At 70.2% G+C, this 15,939-nt stretch carries 18 protein-coding genes; 1 reads left to right on the top strand and 17 read right to left on the bottom strand.

Annotated features, from left to right (window positions below):
• Both Q8Q77_RS17380 and Q8Q77_RS17375 read right to left on the bottom strand, forming a co-directional pair.
• Window positions 1-649 (bottom strand): prephenate dehydratase domain-containing protein (locus tag Q8Q77_RS17380; RefSeq protein WP_305584958.1); only part of this gene is annotated, 649 nt, incomplete at its 3' end.
• On the bottom strand, window positions 646-1,383 hold the full coding sequence (locus Q8Q77_RS17375; RefSeq protein ID WP_305584956.1) for a 3-deoxy-manno-octulosonate cytidylyltransferase: 738 nt from the start codon (window positions 1,381-1,383) through the stop codon (window positions 646-648). The genes Q8Q77_RS17380 and Q8Q77_RS17375, both read right to left, overlap by 4 nt.
• Before the next feature lie 137 nt (window positions 1,384-1,520).
• Between Q8Q77_RS17375 and Q8Q77_RS17370 the strand changes: the two genes are divergently transcribed.
• Window positions 1,521-2,228: a cytochrome c family protein gene (locus Q8Q77_RS17370; protein ID WP_305584954.1), complete on the top strand. Its 708-nt coding sequence runs from the start codon at window positions 1,521-1,523 to the stop codon at window positions 2,226-2,228.
• A gap of 377 nt (window positions 2,229-2,605) precedes the next feature.
• On the opposite strand, the gene Q8Q77_RS17365 is transcribed toward Q8Q77_RS17370, so the two are convergent.
• The 15 genes from Q8Q77_RS17365 to rplU all read right to left on the bottom strand — a co-directional run bounded on the left by Q8Q77_RS17365 (window position 2,606) and on the right by rplU (window position 15,923).
• Complete coding sequence (locus tag Q8Q77_RS17365; RefSeq protein ID WP_305584953.1) at window positions 2,606-3,352, bottom strand: alpha/beta fold hydrolase; 747 nt, start codon at window positions 3,350-3,352, stop codon at window positions 2,606-2,608.
• 209 nt (window positions 3,353-3,561) lie between these two features.
• The gene (locus Q8Q77_RS17360; protein WP_305584962.1) at window positions 3,562-4,311 is read right to left on the bottom strand and encodes an alpha/beta fold hydrolase; all 750 of its coding nucleotides are present in this window, start codon (window positions 4,309-4,311) and stop codon (window positions 3,562-3,564) included.
• Between the two features lie 35 nt (window positions 4,312-4,346).
• The gene (locus Q8Q77_RS17355) at window positions 4,347-4,841 is read right to left on the bottom strand and encodes an RNA pyrophosphohydrolase (RefSeq protein ID WP_305584952.1); all 495 of its coding nucleotides are present in this window, start codon (window positions 4,839-4,841) and stop codon (window positions 4,347-4,349) included.
• Window positions 4,842-4,851: 10 nt separating this feature from the next.
• Window positions 4,852-6,009 carry a divergent polysaccharide deacetylase family protein gene (locus Q8Q77_RS17350; RefSeq protein ID WP_305584951.1) on the bottom strand — a complete coding sequence of 386 codons (1,158 nt, stop codon included), beginning with the start codon at window positions 6,007-6,009 and terminating at the stop codon, window positions 4,852-4,854.
• A gap of 115 nt (window positions 6,010-6,124) precedes the next feature.
• Complete coding sequence (locus Q8Q77_RS17345) at window positions 6,125-7,510, bottom strand: S41 family peptidase (RefSeq protein ID WP_305584950.1); 1,386 nt, start codon at window positions 7,508-7,510, stop codon at window positions 6,125-6,127.
• 47 nt (window positions 7,511-7,557) lie between these two features.
• Window positions 7,558-8,421 (bottom strand): murein hydrolase activator EnvC, encoded by an 864-nt coding sequence (locus Q8Q77_RS17340; protein ID WP_305584949.1) that lies wholly within the window; start codon window positions 8,419-8,421, stop codon window positions 7,558-7,560.
• Between the two features lie 45 nt (window positions 8,422-8,466).
• Entirely contained in the window at window positions 8,467-8,931 is a 465-nt protein-coding gene (gene rlmH / locus Q8Q77_RS17335; RefSeq protein WP_305584948.1) for a 23S rRNA (pseudouridine(1915)-N(3))-methyltransferase RlmH, read from the bottom strand.
• A gap of 16 nt (window positions 8,932-8,947) precedes the next feature.
• On the bottom strand, window positions 8,948-9,361 hold the full coding sequence (gene rsfS, locus Q8Q77_RS17330) for a ribosome silencing factor (RefSeq protein WP_305584960.1): 414 nt from the start codon (window positions 9,359-9,361) through the stop codon (window positions 8,948-8,950).
• Between the two features lie 82 nt (window positions 9,362-9,443).
• Window positions 9,444-10,103, bottom strand: a complete 660-nt coding sequence (locus tag Q8Q77_RS17325) for a nicotinate-nucleotide adenylyltransferase (RefSeq protein ID WP_305584946.1) — start codon at window positions 10,101-10,103, stop codon at window positions 9,444-9,446.
• 30 nt (window positions 10,104-10,133) lie between these two features.
• Window positions 10,134-11,696, bottom strand: a complete 1,563-nt coding sequence (locus tag Q8Q77_RS17320; RefSeq protein WP_305584945.1) for an aldehyde dehydrogenase family protein — start codon at window positions 11,694-11,696, stop codon at window positions 10,134-10,136.
• Window positions 11,697-11,916: 220 nt separating this feature from the next.
• Complete coding sequence (gene proB, locus Q8Q77_RS17315; RefSeq protein WP_305584943.1) at window positions 11,917-13,044, bottom strand: glutamate 5-kinase; 1,128 nt, start codon at window positions 13,042-13,044, stop codon at window positions 11,917-11,919.
• Window positions 13,044-14,093 (bottom strand): GTPase ObgE, encoded by a 1,050-nt coding sequence (obgE, locus tag Q8Q77_RS17310; protein ID WP_305584941.1) that lies wholly within the window; start codon window positions 14,091-14,093, stop codon window positions 13,044-13,046. Before obgE ends, proB begins: the two co-directional genes overlap by 1 nt.
• 285 nt (window positions 14,094-14,378) lie before the next feature.
• A complete protein-coding gene (locus Q8Q77_RS17305; RefSeq protein WP_305584940.1) occupies window positions 14,379-14,912 on the bottom strand; it encodes a GNAT family N-acetyltransferase in 534 nt (177 codons plus the stop codon).
• Between the two features lie 125 nt (window positions 14,913-15,037).
• Window positions 15,038-15,301, bottom strand: coding sequence for a 50S ribosomal protein L27 (gene rpmA / locus Q8Q77_RS17300; protein WP_305584938.1), 264 nt, complete (start codon window positions 15,299-15,301; stop codon window positions 15,038-15,040).
• Window positions 15,302-15,332: 31 nt separating this feature from the next.
• Window positions 15,333-15,923, bottom strand: coding sequence for a 50S ribosomal protein L21 (gene rplU, locus Q8Q77_RS17295; RefSeq protein ID WP_305584959.1), 591 nt, complete (start codon window positions 15,921-15,923; stop codon window positions 15,333-15,335).
• Window positions 15,924-15,939 lie beyond the last annotated feature (16 nt).

The raw sequence follows: 15,939 nt of genomic DNA, 5'->3' as shown, positions 1-15,939 counted from the left end.
TCGCGAACCCGCCCATGGCCTTGTAGAGCGCCGCCGGCAGGTTGCGGACCCGGAACACGAAGCTGGTCACGCAAGGCGTGGTGAAGGGCGGCGGGGCCGGGTCCTTGTCGGCGGTCATCACCAGGAAGCGGGTGGTGTTGTGGTGCTCGTCCTCGATGTCCCGGGCCAGGATCTCCAGGCCATAGAGCTCGGCGGCGAGCGCCGGGGAGATCGCCGCCCGCGTGGGGTCGGGCTCGGCCGCCAGCAGCTTGGCGGCCAGCGCCGTGTCGCCCACGGCCTGCGTCTTCAGCTTCAGCCGGCGGATGGTTTTGCGACACTGGACCAGGGCGATGGGCATGGAGGTGACGGTCTTGATGTCCTCCAGCTTCACGCCGGGATTGGCCATGAGCTGGAAGTGGATCGGCTTGAACCTTTCGCCCACGATCCTCAGCCCCGACGACGGCAGCAGGTGGTGCACGTCGGCCACCCGCCCGGCGATGGAGTTCTCCACCGGGATCATGCCCAGCTGGCAATCGCCGGACTTCACCGCCTCGAACGCCTCTTCGAAGGTGGCGTGCGGAACCGGCTGCATCTCGGGAAACGCCGCGACGCAGGCCTCATGGCTGTTGGCGCCGAGCTCGCCCTGGAAGGCGATCCGTCCCTTGGTCATGGGTTCTTCCTTGCGTACTGGCGGGCGCGTTCGAGGTCGGCGGGGTTATCCACCGAGATCGGGGCTTCGTCGATGACCGCGGCCCAGATGGTCATGCCCATCTCCAGGGCGCGGAGCTGCTCCAGCCGTTCGCGCAGCTCCAGCGGCGAGGGCGGGCTCTGCGTGAACTGCTCCAGCGCCTCGCGCCGATAGCCGTAGACCCCGTGGTGCAGCCAGACCGGCGCGTCGCCATAGAGCACCGAGCGGGTGAAATAGAGCGCCCGGCCGCTGCGGCCGTCCGGGGCCATGGCGGCCACCACCTTGGGGATGTCGGGATTGGTCCGCTCGGCCGGGTCCGATTCGGCGACCATCACCGTGGAGAGGTCGCAGTCTGGCCGATCGGCCAGCAGGTCCGCGGCGGCCTGCACCACCGCCGGCGCCAGGAAGGGGATGTCGCCCTGCAGGTTGATCACCACGTCATGGCGGCCCTGGGGGTCGAGTACGTTTAGCGCGGCGATGATTCGGTCCGAGCCCGAGGGCAGGTCCGGGTCGGTCAGCACCGCTTCTCCGCCCGCCGCGCGCACCGCTTCGACGATCTCGGCGTCACCGGCGGCGATGGCCACGGGGCCTATGCCGGCCGCCTGCGCCTGGCGCAGCACACGGACGATCATCGGCACGCCTTCGATATCCGCCAAGGGCTTGCCGGGCAGCCTGGTGGCCGCCATCCGCGCGGGGATCAGGATGATCGGGTTCATGTGTGTCCATGAGCGACCAACTGGCCGGTTGCGCGGGCGGCGGTAGCGTGTAAGAGAGCCGGGCGCAATAAGGGGCGGGGATTCCCGCGCTTACGTCGGCCTCCGTGCCGGCCGATAAGAGGGCCGATTTCAGGACTATGAGCGACCTTACGTTCAACAAAGTCGCCGGCGCTGTGCTGGCGACCGGTCTGGCCATTGTCGGCCTTCGCGAAATTTCAGCAGGCGTGTTCGCCAGCCACGAGGTTGAAAAGCCCGGCTACGCCATCGCCGTGGTGGAAGACACCGCCGGCGGCGCCACGGCCGAGGCCCCGATCGACTGGGGCACGGTCCTGCCGACCGCCGACCTGAAGGCCGGCGAGGCGGTGTTCGCCAAGTGCAAGTCCTGCCACACGGTCGACGCCGGCGGCCCGAACGGCACCGGCCCGAACCTGCACGCCGTCCTGGGCAAGAAGCCCGGCGCCCATGCCGGCTTCGCCTATTCCTCGGGCATGACCGCGCACGGCGCGGCTGTCGGGACCTGGCAGTTCGCCGACCTTGCCGAGTTCCTCAAGGCGCCGCAGAAGCACGTAGCCGGCACCAAGATGACCTTCGTCGGCCTCAAGAAGCCCGAAGAGCGCGTCAACCTCATCGCCTATTTGAACGCCCAGGGCTCGAACCTGCCGATCCCGGCGCCGAACCCCGTGGCCGCGGCGGCTCCGGCCGCCGAGGGCGCTGCGGCTCCGGCCGCGGCTGGCGCCCCGACCGCGGCTCCGGCTGGAGCTCCGGCCAACGCCGCCGCCACCCCGCCGGCTCCCGCCGCCACGGCCGCCGCCCCCGCCAAGAAGGGCGGCGAGCTCGTCCACTAAGGGCGAGGGCCTCCGTCGAAGATGCTCCCTCTCTGGGGGAGCTGTCAGCGAAGCTGACTGAGGGGGACTTTGACTCTTGTTTGCGGACGTCAGCCCCCTCCATCACGTCGCCGATAGAGGCGACGCGCCACCGTGATGAGCGCCGGCTCGCGCTTGCGAGCCGGATGCGATCGACAACGATTTGTCGATCGCCGCGAAGAACGCCCTTCGCCTCGCGAAGGGCGGGGCCCCTAACCGCGCTACGCGCTGGGGGAGGATCTAGGTCGTGCAAGTTGAATAGCCGAGACCGAGAGCGGACGCTCGGAGTGGCCGCTATGGGTGGAAACTGGGCCTTCGTCCGGCGGTCTCAACGCCTCTCGGCGGCTGTGCGGCAGATTCTAACAGGAGTGAGCATCAAGAAACGCGCGAACCCCTCCGCTGCTCTCCGCCCCGTGCTGCCAGATAACGCTCTGGTGATCACCACTAGTCGATAGAAATTGAAGGGTTTCCGTCGCCGCGAACGTTCGCATCGGTTCGTGGTTGCGATCGTCCCGTCCGCTCCAGAGCAGCACCGGGACACCCGCGTTCACGACAGCGTCGCGAGCGTGACTGAGGTCGGCGAGTGCGTCCCAGCAAGCGCAAAGACCCGGCTCGGCCTCCGGCGTCACCCATTTGACCATAGCTGGAGCGTCGACCCGCGCCGTCGCAATTTGATCTCTGAAGTTCACCCGACCGCCAACGGGAGAAGAGCTGGTTGCTTCGACGCCATGCAGGATGTCCCAGCCGCCGACAATCAAAGAAGAGAGCCGGTGGGGATGGTATTTGGCGACGCCTACAGAAAGCCAGCCGCCCATCGAATAGCCCAGAACATGGGCTTTCTCAAAACCCAACGCGTCCATCACGGCCACGACGTCACGCGACCTAGCCTCGAGACTATAGAGCCTTTCGTCGGAAGGCTTGTCACTCTGGCCGTGGCCTAGTGAATCTATGCAGGCCACGCAGTAGCTGTCTGCAAGGGCATCGACAAAGCCCCAGCGTTTCCAGCTCTTCGCATTGCTAAGCAAGCCATGCAGGAGGACCACTAGAGGCCCCGCCCCCTCTACCGAATAGTGGATTTGACTGTCGCGGCTCGTCACGAACGGCATCTGTGATTCCGAAAATGCTCAGCGAAGCATGCCGCATCGCAGCTTAGAGCAAGCGTCGACGCCGGGTATTCTAGGCCTAGCCGAGCCAAACCGACTACCGCGAGGTCCGCAATCGGTCGAAAGCCGCCACGGGCGTCCCGCCGAGTAGCGGCCGTCGCCGGCCTCCTCAAACGCGAAAATGGCCGAACCTAGGACTCCATGCCGTCAGCTCAGGCCGCGTCCGCCGCCGCCACCTCGTCCAGCCAGGCCAGGACCTGGCCGGCGACATCCTCCCAGCCGGGCTCGCCCAGCAGCCAGTGGCTCATGCCGGGAAGCTGGCGGTAGGCGCCGCCGATCCGTTCGGCGGTCTGGCGCACGGTGCCCGGCGGATGGACCACGTCGCGCTCGCCGCACAGCACCAGGGTCGGGGCCGGCAGGGGCCCCGCGCCCACGCCGGTGGTCATGAACGGGTCCAGCCACCAGTTCAGCGTCTCCCACAGCGCCCGGCCGCTCTCGGAGCGCAGGCGCTCGACCACCGCCTCGCGGTCGCCCTTCGGCATCCGGTTGAGGCTGTACTGGCGCATCAGCGACCGGTCGGGGTTGATCGCCTGGGCCCAGAAGGCGCCCATCATGTGCAGGCCGAAGGCGGTGACCGCCTCCTCCACCGATGAACCGGCCACGCCCCAGGGCGCCGAGGGCGCCAGCAGGACCACGGCGGCCGGCTTGGCGCGGCGGGCGGCGAGCTGGGCCACCAGTCCGCCCAGGGAATGGCCGATGAGGATCGGCGGCCGGTCCTGCGCCGCGCAGAGGGCCGCGATGTCCTTGGCGTAGTCGGTCATGGAGACCCCGACCACGGCCTCGGGCCGGTCGGCCTGGCCGTGACCACGCAGATCGGGTGTGAGCACCGTGTGGCCGGCGGCCTCGAACGGCGCGCGGAAGGTCTCGAACGCCCAGCCGCCGCAGAAGGCGCCATGCACCATGATCACCGGCGCCGCGTCAGATCGTGGGGAACCGCTCAGGCCGCCTGCCCCCGGAAGCGGCCGAAGTCGCGGAAGGCCCGCACCACGGCTTCATAGGTGGCGCGCTTGAACGGCACGACCAGGGCCGGGGCCTCTTCCAGCCGGCCCCAGCGCCAGTCCTCGAACTCGGGGTGGCCGTGGCCGGTGAGGTCGATCTCGCGCTCGTCGCCGTCGAAGCGCAGGGCGAACCAGACCTGGCGCTGGCCTTTCCAGCCCTTGGCGATCTTCGAGCCGTTGTGCTCGGGGGGGAAGTCGTAGGCCAGCCAGCCGTCGGTGCGGCCGAGCAGGGTGGTCGAGGTGACCCCGGTCTCCTCGGCTAGCTCGCGGAAGGCGGCCTGGGTCAGGTCCTCGCCCTCGTCGACCCCGCCCTGCGGGAACTGCCAGTTATAGGGCTCCGGGGCGGCGTACCGGCGACCCAGCCACACCCGTCCGTCGGGGTGGAAAAGCACCACCCCCACATTCGGGCGATAGGCGGATAGGTCGTGGATCATCTCATCCCATTTAGCGACGCGTGGTCAGGGCGGAAGCCGGCGCCAGCTGATAACCGCGAGATTCTACCGATTCAGCCCAGGACGCGACCTGGGAAAGGGTCACAGGATAGGCGAAACCCGAGCCCAGGGCCTGGCCGTTCTGCAGGGCGAAGGCCTCGACCTGCAGAAGTTGCTGGTCGATGGCCTCGCCGGAAAGCTGCTCGTCGATGATCCGGGTGGCCGAGGCGCGCGGGATGCCGCCGCCGCGCCGGGCCGCCTGGCCGTCGTCGATGAAGGCCAGGCCCCGGCCCTTCAGGGCGCCGGTGAAGGCGTTCATGCCGGTGTCGGAGGCCAGGAACCGCGAGCCCAGATAGTTGGTCACGCCGAAATAGCCGGTGGCGCGCGACAACACCCATTCCAGCCGCCTGACCGTCTCATTGCCCTGGGCCGTGGCCATCAGGGTGTAGGGGCCGGGGTCGTTGTCGGGATAGTCGACCGGCTCCATGGGGGTTTCCAGCAGCACCTCGTGGCCGGCGGCGCGGGCCAGGTCGATCCAGCCCTGCAGGCCCTCGGCGTAGGGCACGAACGACAGGGTGATCTCGGGCGGCAGGCCGTCGATCGCCTGGCGGGTGGCCTGGGCGTTGAGCCCCAGCCCGCCGATCACCAGCCCGACCTTGGGCCGGCCGTTGGAGGCGAAGGGCCGCGCATAGGCCTGGGCCGGGGTCTTGCCGTCGGCGGCGATGATCGGCAGCGGTCCGCCGGGGCCCTGGATGTGGAAGCCGGCCAGCGGGGCCTGGGCCAGGGGATCGGCGGCGTGGAAGGCGCGGCCGCCGGCCATGGTGATGGTGGCGTGGCCGCCGAAGGCGCCGTCGGGGCCGAGCGGGGTCTCCGACAGGCGGAAGATGTCCTCGGTGATCACCGGCTCGCGCGGCGGGGCGGTGAGCGCCTCGCGCCATCCGGGAGGCGCGGCCATGCCCTGGACCTTGGCCAGGGACAGCCGCACCACCGGGGTGCTGGCGCCCGGATCGCCCAGCAGGGCGATGACCGCCAGCAGGGTGATCAACAGCATCCCTCCGGCCGCGCCGGCGGTCAGGTGCGGGTTGTTCAGCGCGCGCAGAACGACGTCCGGCGGACGGAAACCGTCGCTCGACGCGGCCATGGCGGGGATGAGGTTTTTTGTCGAAAACATGCGCGCGATCACGGAACGTTCCAGGTCCGCAGCCTCACACGGTTATGGTTAACAACGACTTATACAGTGAACAGGCAGAGGGCCTCCCCGCGGCGGGCGCGGGGAGGGAACCGTCCTATTTCTTGGTGGCCGGCGGCTCGGCGCTGGGCGGGCGCGCGGTGATCGCGGCCATCTTCGGCGCCGGCTTCGGCAGCTTGGGCGTCGCCGCCACCGAGCCGTAGCGCAGCACGTCCTTGGCCCGGGCGAGCTGGAAGTCGCCGGTCTTGGTGTCGAAGTCGGTGGGCGGGGCCTCGGCGGGCTCATGGGCGCCGATGCGCTTCTTGCCCTCTTCGGCGTTCAGCGCGTTGCGGAACGAGGCCTCGGAGAACTGGAAGGCCCGGTTGGCGATGCGCTGGGCCTCGTCGCGGGTCTCGGCGACCTCGAGGTCGGGCTCGATGCCGGTCTTCTGGATCGAACGCCCCGAGGGCGTGTAGTAGCGCGCCGTGGTCAGCTTCAGCGCCCCGTCGATGCCGCCGTGCAGCGGGATCACCGTCTGGACCGAGCCCTTGCCGAAGCTGGTCAGGCCGACCAGTTCGGCGCGCTTGCGGTCCTGCAGGGCGCCGGCCACGATCTCGGCCGCCGAGGCGGAGCCGGAATTGATCAGCACCACCATGGGCAGGCCGCCGGCCGCGTCGCCGGTGCGGGCGTTGTAGCGTTCGATGTCGCGCGGATCGCGGCCGCGCTGGGAGACCACCTCGCCGCCATCCAGGAACAGGTCGGAGATGCCGACCGCCTGGTCGAGCAGGCCGCCCGGATTGTTGCGCAGGTCGAGGATCAGCCCCTTCATGCCGGGGTTCTTGGCCCGCAGGTCGGCCAGCGCCGCCTCGGCCTCGTCGGTGGTCTTCTCGTTGAAGGCCGAGACCCGCAGGTAGCCGTAGTCGCCTTCCATCTTGGCGACCGCCGACCTGGGCTTGATCACCTCGCGGACGATCTTCACGTCGAAGGGCTCGGTCTTCTCGCGCGCGATGGTCAGCGTCACCAGTTCGCCCGGCTTGCCGCGCATCTGCTTGACGGCCTCGTTGACCGACAGGCCCAGCACGCTCTCGCCGTTCACCGCGGTGATGAAGTCGCCGGCCTTGACGCCCGCCTTGAAGGCCGGGGTGCCGTCCATGGGCGAGATCACCTTGACCACGCCGTCCTCGCTGGTGACCTCGATGCCGAGACCGCCATATTCGCCGCGCGTCTGGTCGCGCATGTCGTCGAAGCTGTCGGGATTGAGGTAGCCGGAATGCGGATCCAGCGAGGTCAGCATGCCGTCGATGGCCGCCTCGATGAGCTTTTCGTCGTCGACCTCGGTGACGTACTGGCGCTCCACGATGTCCACGACATCGCCGAACAGCTGCAGCGTCTTATAGGTCTGGGTCTTGGGCTGGCCGGAGGCCAGCGCGGCCTGACTGACGTAAGCCATGGAGCCGGCGCCGAGCACGAAGGCCGAAGCCCCAATCAACAGGTACTTTCGCATATCAGGCCCTTAAGCCTCCCTTGCGGCGAAAAGGCGCCGCAGACGCATCAATTCCCCGAGGCTGTCGTCGCCCCGGTTCTCAGCCAGCGTTCCGGGTCGACGGGCGCGCCGCCTTCCCGGACCTCCAGATAGAGCTCGGACGGGGATTGTCTCCCATCCGGCATCCGTCCGACAGGCGCTCCCGCCGCGACCGATTGTCCGATACCGACGGTCGCCCGGTCTAGCCCTGCCAACACCAGATGGTATCCACCCGGCAATCTCAAGATCAATATGACCCCCCAACCCTTAACGGCCCCCACATATTGCACCAGACCGGCGCCCGGCGCCGTCACGCGGGCGCCTTTTGCGGTCGCGATGGTCAGGCCGTTGGTGCGGCCCCCGCCGGGTAACGGCTCGCCGAAGCGGTGGGCCAGGGTCCCGGCGGTGGGCATGACCAGGGCCTCGGGCGCCGACATGGCGGTGTCGAGCGCCGGGCGCAGGGCCAGGGCCGCCCCGGGCGGGGTGGTCTCGCCGCGCTGCTCGGCGGCGCGGGAATCTGCGGTGAACAGGGCCTCGCTCGCCACCGCGGCCAACCGGCGCTGGCGGGCGATCTGGCTGGCCTCGGCGGAATAGGCCCGCGCCCGGCGCTGCAGCTCCGGCGTGATCGCCTTGACCAGGATGGCGGCGCGCACGGCGTCCACGGCGTCATCGGGACTGACCAGCAGGGCCGGCGGCGGGTCGCGGCGGAACTGGGCCAGCACGGTCAGCAGCCGGGCCAGGCGGTTGAGGTTGCGGCCCTGCTCGGCGGCCAGCACCGTCTCGCGCACATTGAGCTTCTCCAGCCGCGCGCGGTCGTCGTCGGCGGCCAGCGCCACCACGGTGAAGGCGAGCGCTGCGGAAAGGCCCAGCACGGCGGGACGAGCCAGCATCATGCCCAAGGGATAGACCCGCTCGCCATATTGCTCAATTCGAGGCCCTCAGTCGCGGTGATAGGGCCCGCCGGCCAGGATGGTCGCGGCGCGGTAGACCTGCTCGGCCAGCATGACCCGAGCGAGCGCATGGGGCCAGGTCTGCGGCCCGAAGGCGAGCTTGCCGTGCGCCTGCGCCAGCAGGGCGGGATCCAGGCCGTCGGCCCCGCCGATCATCAGCACCAGCCGGCGCGTCCCATCGTCGCGCAGCCGCGCCAGCTGGCCGGCGAAGTCCCGCGAACTCCGCTGCGTCCCGTGCTCGTCGCAGGCGATGACATGGGCGCCGTCCAGGTGCGGGCGCAGGACCTCGGCCTCGGCGGCCTTGCCCGGCTTGCGGGCCTCGACCTCCACCACCTCGACCGGCCCCAGCGCCAGGGCCCGGCCCGCGGCGGTGGCGCGGTCGGCGTAGAGTTTCACGAGATCGGCTTCCGGCGAGCGCGGCAGGCGTCCGACGGCGAGGATCGTGATCTTCACTTAGGCGGAAGGGCGGTCAGCTCGAGGCGGTGCGGTGCGGCGCGTCGACCGACCAGATCTTCTCGATGTTGTAGAACTGGCGGACCTCGGGACGGAACAGGTGGACGATCACGTCGCCGGTGTCGATCAGCACCCAGTCGCAATGGGGCATGCCCTCGACCCGGGCCTTGCCGTAGCCCTGTTCCTTCAGGGCGCGCAGCAGGTGGTCGGCCATGGCGCCGACATGGCGATGCGAACGGCCCGACGCGACGACGAGGCCATCGGCCACCGCGCTCTTGCCCTTCAAATCGATGAAGACGACATCCTGGGCCTTGTCGTCGTCGAGACGCGCCAGGATCAAATCCTCCAGGGCGGAAATCCGCGCCTGGGTATCAAGGGAAGCCTGAGAAACAGCGGCTTCTTGCGCGCTAGGCGCAGGGTCAGGGCTCAGCGGGGTCGCTCCTTTGTAGCCTCGCTATGAACCCCCTCGTAGCACGGAAAGCCGGCATGGTCAGCCCAAGCTCACGAAGACGTCAGCTCTGGCCCTGCCGCATCCGCTCGCGCATGGCCGTGGAGGACTGGAAATTCAGCGGCCCGGTCAGGAAGACCCAGCGCGGCGGCGTGGCGCCGGGCAGCAGCCGGGCCTGCCGCGGGGCCACCCGGGCATGAGCGAACCGCCGCGCGGCGGGGGAAAACCGGCTCTTCAGCGAGATCCACGGCCGCGAGACCACGGCCACCGGGACCTCGGCCATGATCTGGGTCCAGCCCCGCCAGCGGTGAAAGGTCGCAAGGCTGTCGGCGCCCATGATCCAGACGAACTTCACCCGCGGGAACCGGGCCTTCAGCGCCCGCAGGGTGTCGATGGTGTATTGCGAGCCGGTGGCCGTCTCGGCGTCCGAGACGATCATCGCCCGGCTGCGGGCCAGGCCCCGGGCGCCGGTCATGCGGTCCTTCAGCGGCAGGGTCTCGGCCGAGGACTTCAGCGGGTTCTGCGGCGAGACCAGCCAGATCACCCGGTCCAGGCCCAGCCTGCGCCGCGCGGTCTCGGCCACGTGGGCGTGGCCCTCGTGGGCCGGGTTGAACGAGCCGCCATAGAGGCCGACCCGCATCCCCGGCTCCAGGTGGAAGCCGAGCCTGAGCGCCGCCGGTCGCCCGGCGGCGGGACGGCGCCTAGCGGGCCCCGCGAACCACATTCGCGTCTCCCCGATACCCCGCCCGATCCTTCAAAGCGGCTTGGCCGTGTCGGGGTTGCGATCCAGGTCCAGGTCGGTCTGGCGCACCCGGGCGCGGACGGTGAACACCCCGTCGCCCGACAGCACCCCGCCGCGCGCGAACAGCCGGCCATGCTCCCAATTGGAGAGGCCGAGTTCCGGCCGGTCCAGGGCGAACTGGCCGTCCACCCAGCGGGTGAAGCCGTCGCCGACGAAGGGCGCGTTGATCGCCGCATAGAACCGCTCCTGGGCCTCGGCGTCCTGCGCGATCAGGCTGGCGGCGAACTGCGGGCTGTAGCTGTTGAAGAGGCCGACCGCCTCCTCCAGGCTCTCGACGATCACCAGGGAGAGCTCCGGCGTCTCCTCCCATTCCCATTCGCGGCCCAGGTCCTCGCGCGCCAGGATCGCGACCTGGTCCTCCTCGGCCGGCCCCTCGGCGCGGCCGACGATGATGCGCGCTTTGCGCCAGGCGTCGGGCAGCAAGGTCTCGCCGCCCTCGACCACGTGCAGCTTCACCCCGTCGCGGCGCGCGCCGGCGGCGCTCAGCGCCTCCAGGAACACCGGGATCAGGTCGGCGGCCCGCTCGGCGACGATGGCGCAGACATTGAGCGTGTTGCAGACCTTGCGGTCCAGCGAGTGGTAGACGGCGGCCTTGAAGCGCTGGGCGTCGGCCGAGGCGTCGGCCACCAGCCAGGCGCCGCCCGTGCCGTGCAGGCTGACAGGCGTCCCCGCCTGGCGCGCGATGGCGCCCAGCTGCGCCACGGCCGGGCCGGAGCCGCGCGCCACGGCCAGCGCTAGGCGCGGATCGGAGAACATCGCCCAGCCGGCGGCGTGGGCCGGACTGTCGACCAGGGCCGCGGCGCCCTGCGGCAGGCCGGCGGCCTTCAGGGCGGGGTCCAGCGCCTGTTCGACGATCGCGCGCGCGGTGCCCAGCGCGTCCGATCCGATGCGGAACACCACGGTGTTGCCGGTGCGCAGCACGCCGGTGGCGTCGGCGAAGACATTGGGCCGGCCCTCGAAGATGAAGCCCACCACGCCCAGCGGGGCTGCGACCTGCTCGACGCTCCAGCCCGGGTGCTCGACCCGCTCCAGCACCCGGCCGCGGCTGGCCGGCGCGTCGCGCCAGACCTCCAGGCCCGCGATCATGTCGCGGCGCATGGCGTCGCCGACCTTCAGCCGCGTGGTCGACCGGCCGCGCGCCTGGGCGCTGGCGACATCCTGCGCGTTGGCCTGGGCGATGGCGGCCCAGACCCCGTCGTCGGCCAGCCGGGCCGCGAAGCCCTGGAAGAATTCGGTGATCGCCGCGTCGCTGACCCCGCTCAGCCCCTGGAAGGCGCCGTGCGCTCGGGCGACCGCGTCGGCGGCCAGGGTCTGGATCACGGCGGGGACGTGCAGCAGGTCGCCCTGCGCCTCCACCAGCCGGTCGCCCGGCTGGAAGGCGTCGGCCAGGGCCTGCGAGACATAGGCCACCCGGTCGCCGCCGAACGGCACGGCCTGACCCGGGACGAGCCTCTCCAGCCGCCCGGTCCGGGACGCCGCCGCTTCAGCCGAAGGTCTCGCCGCCGCGTCGTCCATCACGCGCCCATATGCTCAAGTTGAGGTTTACTAGGCCCCTTTCGAGCGCCTCGCAAATCGTCGGATCTCCTTTTCCTCCCACATCGCGCAGCGAATGGGGGAGGGGGACCGCGCCGCAGGCGTGGTGGAGGGGGCGAGACTGGGCTCGGCGCATGAGGCCGCCCCCTCCACCGCCTAGCGGCGGTCCCCCTCCCCCGTAGACGGGGGAGGAAAAGTTGCGCTAGGCCGGCGCGCGCGCCGCGCTCAGCGCCAGGTCGTCGGCGTGGATCAGGGGGCCTGAGGTGAAACCCAATACCGCCTCGATCGCGTCCGACTTCAGGCCGCAGATCTTCTCGGCGTCGGCGGCGTCGTAGCGCGCCAGGCCGCGGCCGATCTCGGCGCCCGCCTCGTCGACCACCCGCACGGCGTCGCCCTTGCCGAACCGGCCCTCCACGGCGCGGACCCCGGCGGCCAGCAGGCTCTTGCCGGTGGCGAGCGCGCGCGCCGCGCCGGCGTCCACCACCACGGCCCCGGACGGCGCCAGCGACCCGGCGATCCAGGCCTTGTAGGCCGCGGCCACCGAGACCGAAGGTTCGATGACCGTGGCGGTTTCGCCCGCCTCGATGGCGGCCAGGGGCGAGGGCCGGCGGCCCAGCGTGATCACCGTGGCGCAGCCCGCGCCCTGGGCGATGCGGGCCGCGGCGATCTTGGTGGCCATGCCGCCGGTGCCGACCCCGGCGCTGGCGTTGGCGCCGCCGGCCATGGCCTCGATCTCGGCCGTCAGGAGGCTGACGCGAGGCAGGTGCTGGGCGGCGGGATCGCGGCGCGGGTCGGCGGTGTAGAGGCCGTCGATGTCCGACAGCAGCACCAGCACGTCGGCGCCGATCATCTGGGCCACGCGGGCGGCCAGGCGGTCGTTGTCGCCGTAGCGGATCTCCTCGGTGACCACGGTGTCGTTCTCGTTGATCACCGGAATGCAGCCCAGCGCCAGCAGGGTCGAGAGGGTGGCGTGGGCGTTCAGCCAGCGGCGGCGCACCTCGGTGTCGTCGCGGGTCAGCAGCACCTGGGCGGCGGCCAGGCCGTGGGGCTCCAGCGCCTCTTCCCAGGCGCGCATCAGGGCCGACTGGCCGGCGGCCGCGCAGGCCTGCTTCTCGGGCAGGGTCAGCGCCTTGCGGGTGATGGAGAGCCGGCGGCGGCCCAGCGCCACGGCGCCGGAGGAGACCACCAGCACCTGCTGGCCCCGCGCATTGAGGCGGGCGAGGTCGGCGGCGAAGGCCGCCAGCCAGGCGCGGTCGGGACCGTCGGGGCCGGCCACCAGGGCCGAGCCGACCTTCACGACGATGCGCTTGGCTTGGGTGAGCCCGCTCATCAGGGGATCCAGCCGGTGTTGGCCTCGTCGGTGGGGTCGGCCTGGGCCGCGGCGGACTTGCGCTCAAGGACCATGGCGTAGGCCTCGCGCAGCAGTTCGACCACGCCCTTGCCCGAAACCCCCGACACCAGCCGAACCTCCGCGCCCGACGCCTGCGCCAGGGCCTCGCGCTGCATCTCCACCGTGCTCTCGTCGAGAGCGTCGATCTTGTTCAGCGCCAGGATCTCGACCTTGTCGCCCAGCTCGTCGGCATAGGCCTCCAGCTCGGTGCGCACGGTCTTCCAGGCCTCGACCACGTCGGTCTGGGTGGCGTCCACCAGGTGGATCAGGGTGGCGGTGCGCTCCACGTGGCCGAGGAACCGAGTGCCCAGGCCCGCCCCGTCCGAAGCGCCCTCGATCAGGCCGGGGATGTCGGCGATGACGAACCGCTCGTTGGTCGACAGGTCCACCACGCCCAGGTTCGGCGTGATGGTGGTGAAGGGATAGTCGGCGATCTTCGGCTTGGCGGCGCTGGCGGCGGCCAGGAAGGTCGACTTGCCGGCGTTGGGCAGACCCACCAGGCCCACGTCGGCGATCAGCTTCAGCCGCAGCCAGATCCAGCGTTCCTCGCCGTCCTGGCCGGGATTGGCGTGCTTGGGCGCCTGGTTGATCGGCCCCTTGAAGCGGTCATTGCCCCAGCCGCCGTTGCCGCCCTTGGCCAGCAGGAAGCGCAGGCCGGCCTTGTCCATGTCGGCGACCAGGGTTTCCTTGTCCTCGTCCAGCACCTGGGTGCCGACCGGCACCTTCAGCACGATGTCTTCGCCCGCCGCGCCGTGGCGGTTGCGGCCCATGCCGTGGATGCCGGTGTCGGCGCGGAAGTGCTGGGCGTAGCGGAAGTCGATCAGGGTGTTGAGGCCGTCGACCGCCTCGATCCACACGTCGCCGCCCCGCCCGCCGTCGCCGCCGTCGGGGCCGCCGTACTCGATGTACTTCTCACGCCGGAACGACACGGCGCCGCCGCCGCCGTTTCCGGAGCGGATGTAGATCTTGCACTCGTCGAGAAATTTCATCGGGGCCTTTTGTAGCACAGAGAAGCGGAGGTCGATCCCCCAGGCGTCGTCAAGGAAGGCGCGGCTTCGCCGCGCTGCTCCGCGCGACGGGGAGATGCTCCCCCTCTGGGGGAGCTCCCGGCCGAATGGCCGGGTGAGGGGGACTAAAATGCCCTTCGACAGCGACTCGACGGGTCTCAGCGGGAGTTAAAGTCCCCCTCAGACCCTTCGGGCCAGCTCCCCCAGAGGGGGAGCATCTACGACTTGCCCCAACCCGATCTACCAGGTCGAAACCCTCGCCGCCCGTCACGCCAGCCAGACCATCATGCGAACCGGCGTCTCGCCCTTGCGGGCCGCCGACGCCAGCAGCTTGACCTCCCCGGTGTAGAGGAAGCCAACCTTGCACAGCACCTCGCCCGAGGCTGGGTTGTCGCAGGCGTGGCCGGCGACGACATAGCGGCGGCCCCACTCGCGGCTGGCCCAGACCAGCGCGCGATCGGCGGCCTCGGTGGCGTAGCCCTTGCCCCAGTGGGGCCGGCCCAGCCAGTAGCCGATCTCCGAACGGCCTTCGGCGTTTCCGAAGAAGCCGAGGATACCCATGAACCCCTCCTCAGGGTGTTCGATGGCGAAGGTGACCTCGCGGGCGGGGTCCTTGTAGTCCTGCCGATCAATGAAGGCATGGGCGTCGGCGATCCCGTAGGGGTGCGGAATCTGCGACGTCATCTTGGCCACGTCGAAGTCGTTGCAGTACTCGGCGATCCGCGCGGCGTCGGCCCGGCGGGGCCGGCGCAGCCGCAGCCGCTGCGTGCGGATGCCGGGCTCGATCTCGATGGCGCACATGGTCTACCTCCCGGTCCTCTGATGGGACCCTGAAAAAACAACGAGGGGGAGTCCGGCGTTCCGGACTCCCCCTCGGAAGTTCTTTGCCCGGTTCGCCTTGCGACGAACCCGGTATGAGGCTCGTCTTATTTCGTCTCGGCCGGGACCACGTTCACGTAGGTGCGGTCGTTGCGCTTGGTGATGAACTTCACGGCGCCGGCGGCCATCGCGAAGAGGGTGTGGTCCTTGCCCATGCCGACATTGTCGCCGGCGAAGAACTTGGTGCCGCGCTGGCGGATGATGATGTTGCCGCCGACCACGGCTTCGCCGCCGAACTTCTTCACGCCGAGACGACGGCCGGCCGAGTCGCGGCCGTTGCGCGAGGAGCCGCCAGATTTCTTGTGAGCCATTGTGCTCTCCTAAACTTGGTGGACGCCGGGCCTATTCGGCGGCGTCGTCGGATTTCTTGGCGGCGGCCTTCTTCGGCGCTGCCTTCGGAGCGGCTTCGGCCTTGGGGGCCGCGGCCTTCTTCGGGGCGGCGGCCTTCGGGGCTTCGTCGGTCGCGGCGGCCTTCGGAGCCGCCTTGGCCTTGGCCGCGGCCGCGGCCGGGGCGGCGACGCCTTCCAGGCTCGTGATCACGTGCTTCAGGTTCCGCGCGCGGGCGTCCAGCATGGCCTTGGTGGTGAGGTCGACGACCCCGTCCCACTTGTCGGTCTTGCCGGCGCCGGCGATGGCCGTGACGCGCAGCACCGATTCATGCTGGCGATGGCCCTTGGTGCGGCGATAGCCCTGGCGGCGGATCTTCTTGAAGATCTTCACCTTCTCGCCCTTGCGGGTTTCGATCAGGGTCGCCGAGACGCTGGCGCCGTCGACGATCGGGGCGCCGAGGGTCACCGCCTCGCCGTCACCCAGCATCAGCACGTCGCCGAAGGCCACATTGGCGCCCGGTTCACCGTCGAGCTTCTCGACAACCAGCAGATCGCCAGGTTGGACCCGGTACTGCTTTCCGCCGGTTTTGATCACCGCGTACATCGTTAGCGCCTTGGAC

Source organism: Phenylobacterium sp. (assembly GCF_030698145.1).
GTDB lineage: Bacteria > Pseudomonadota > Alphaproteobacteria > Caulobacterales > Caulobacteraceae > Phenylobacterium.
This window is presented reverse-complemented; position numbering and strand designations above follow the sequence as displayed.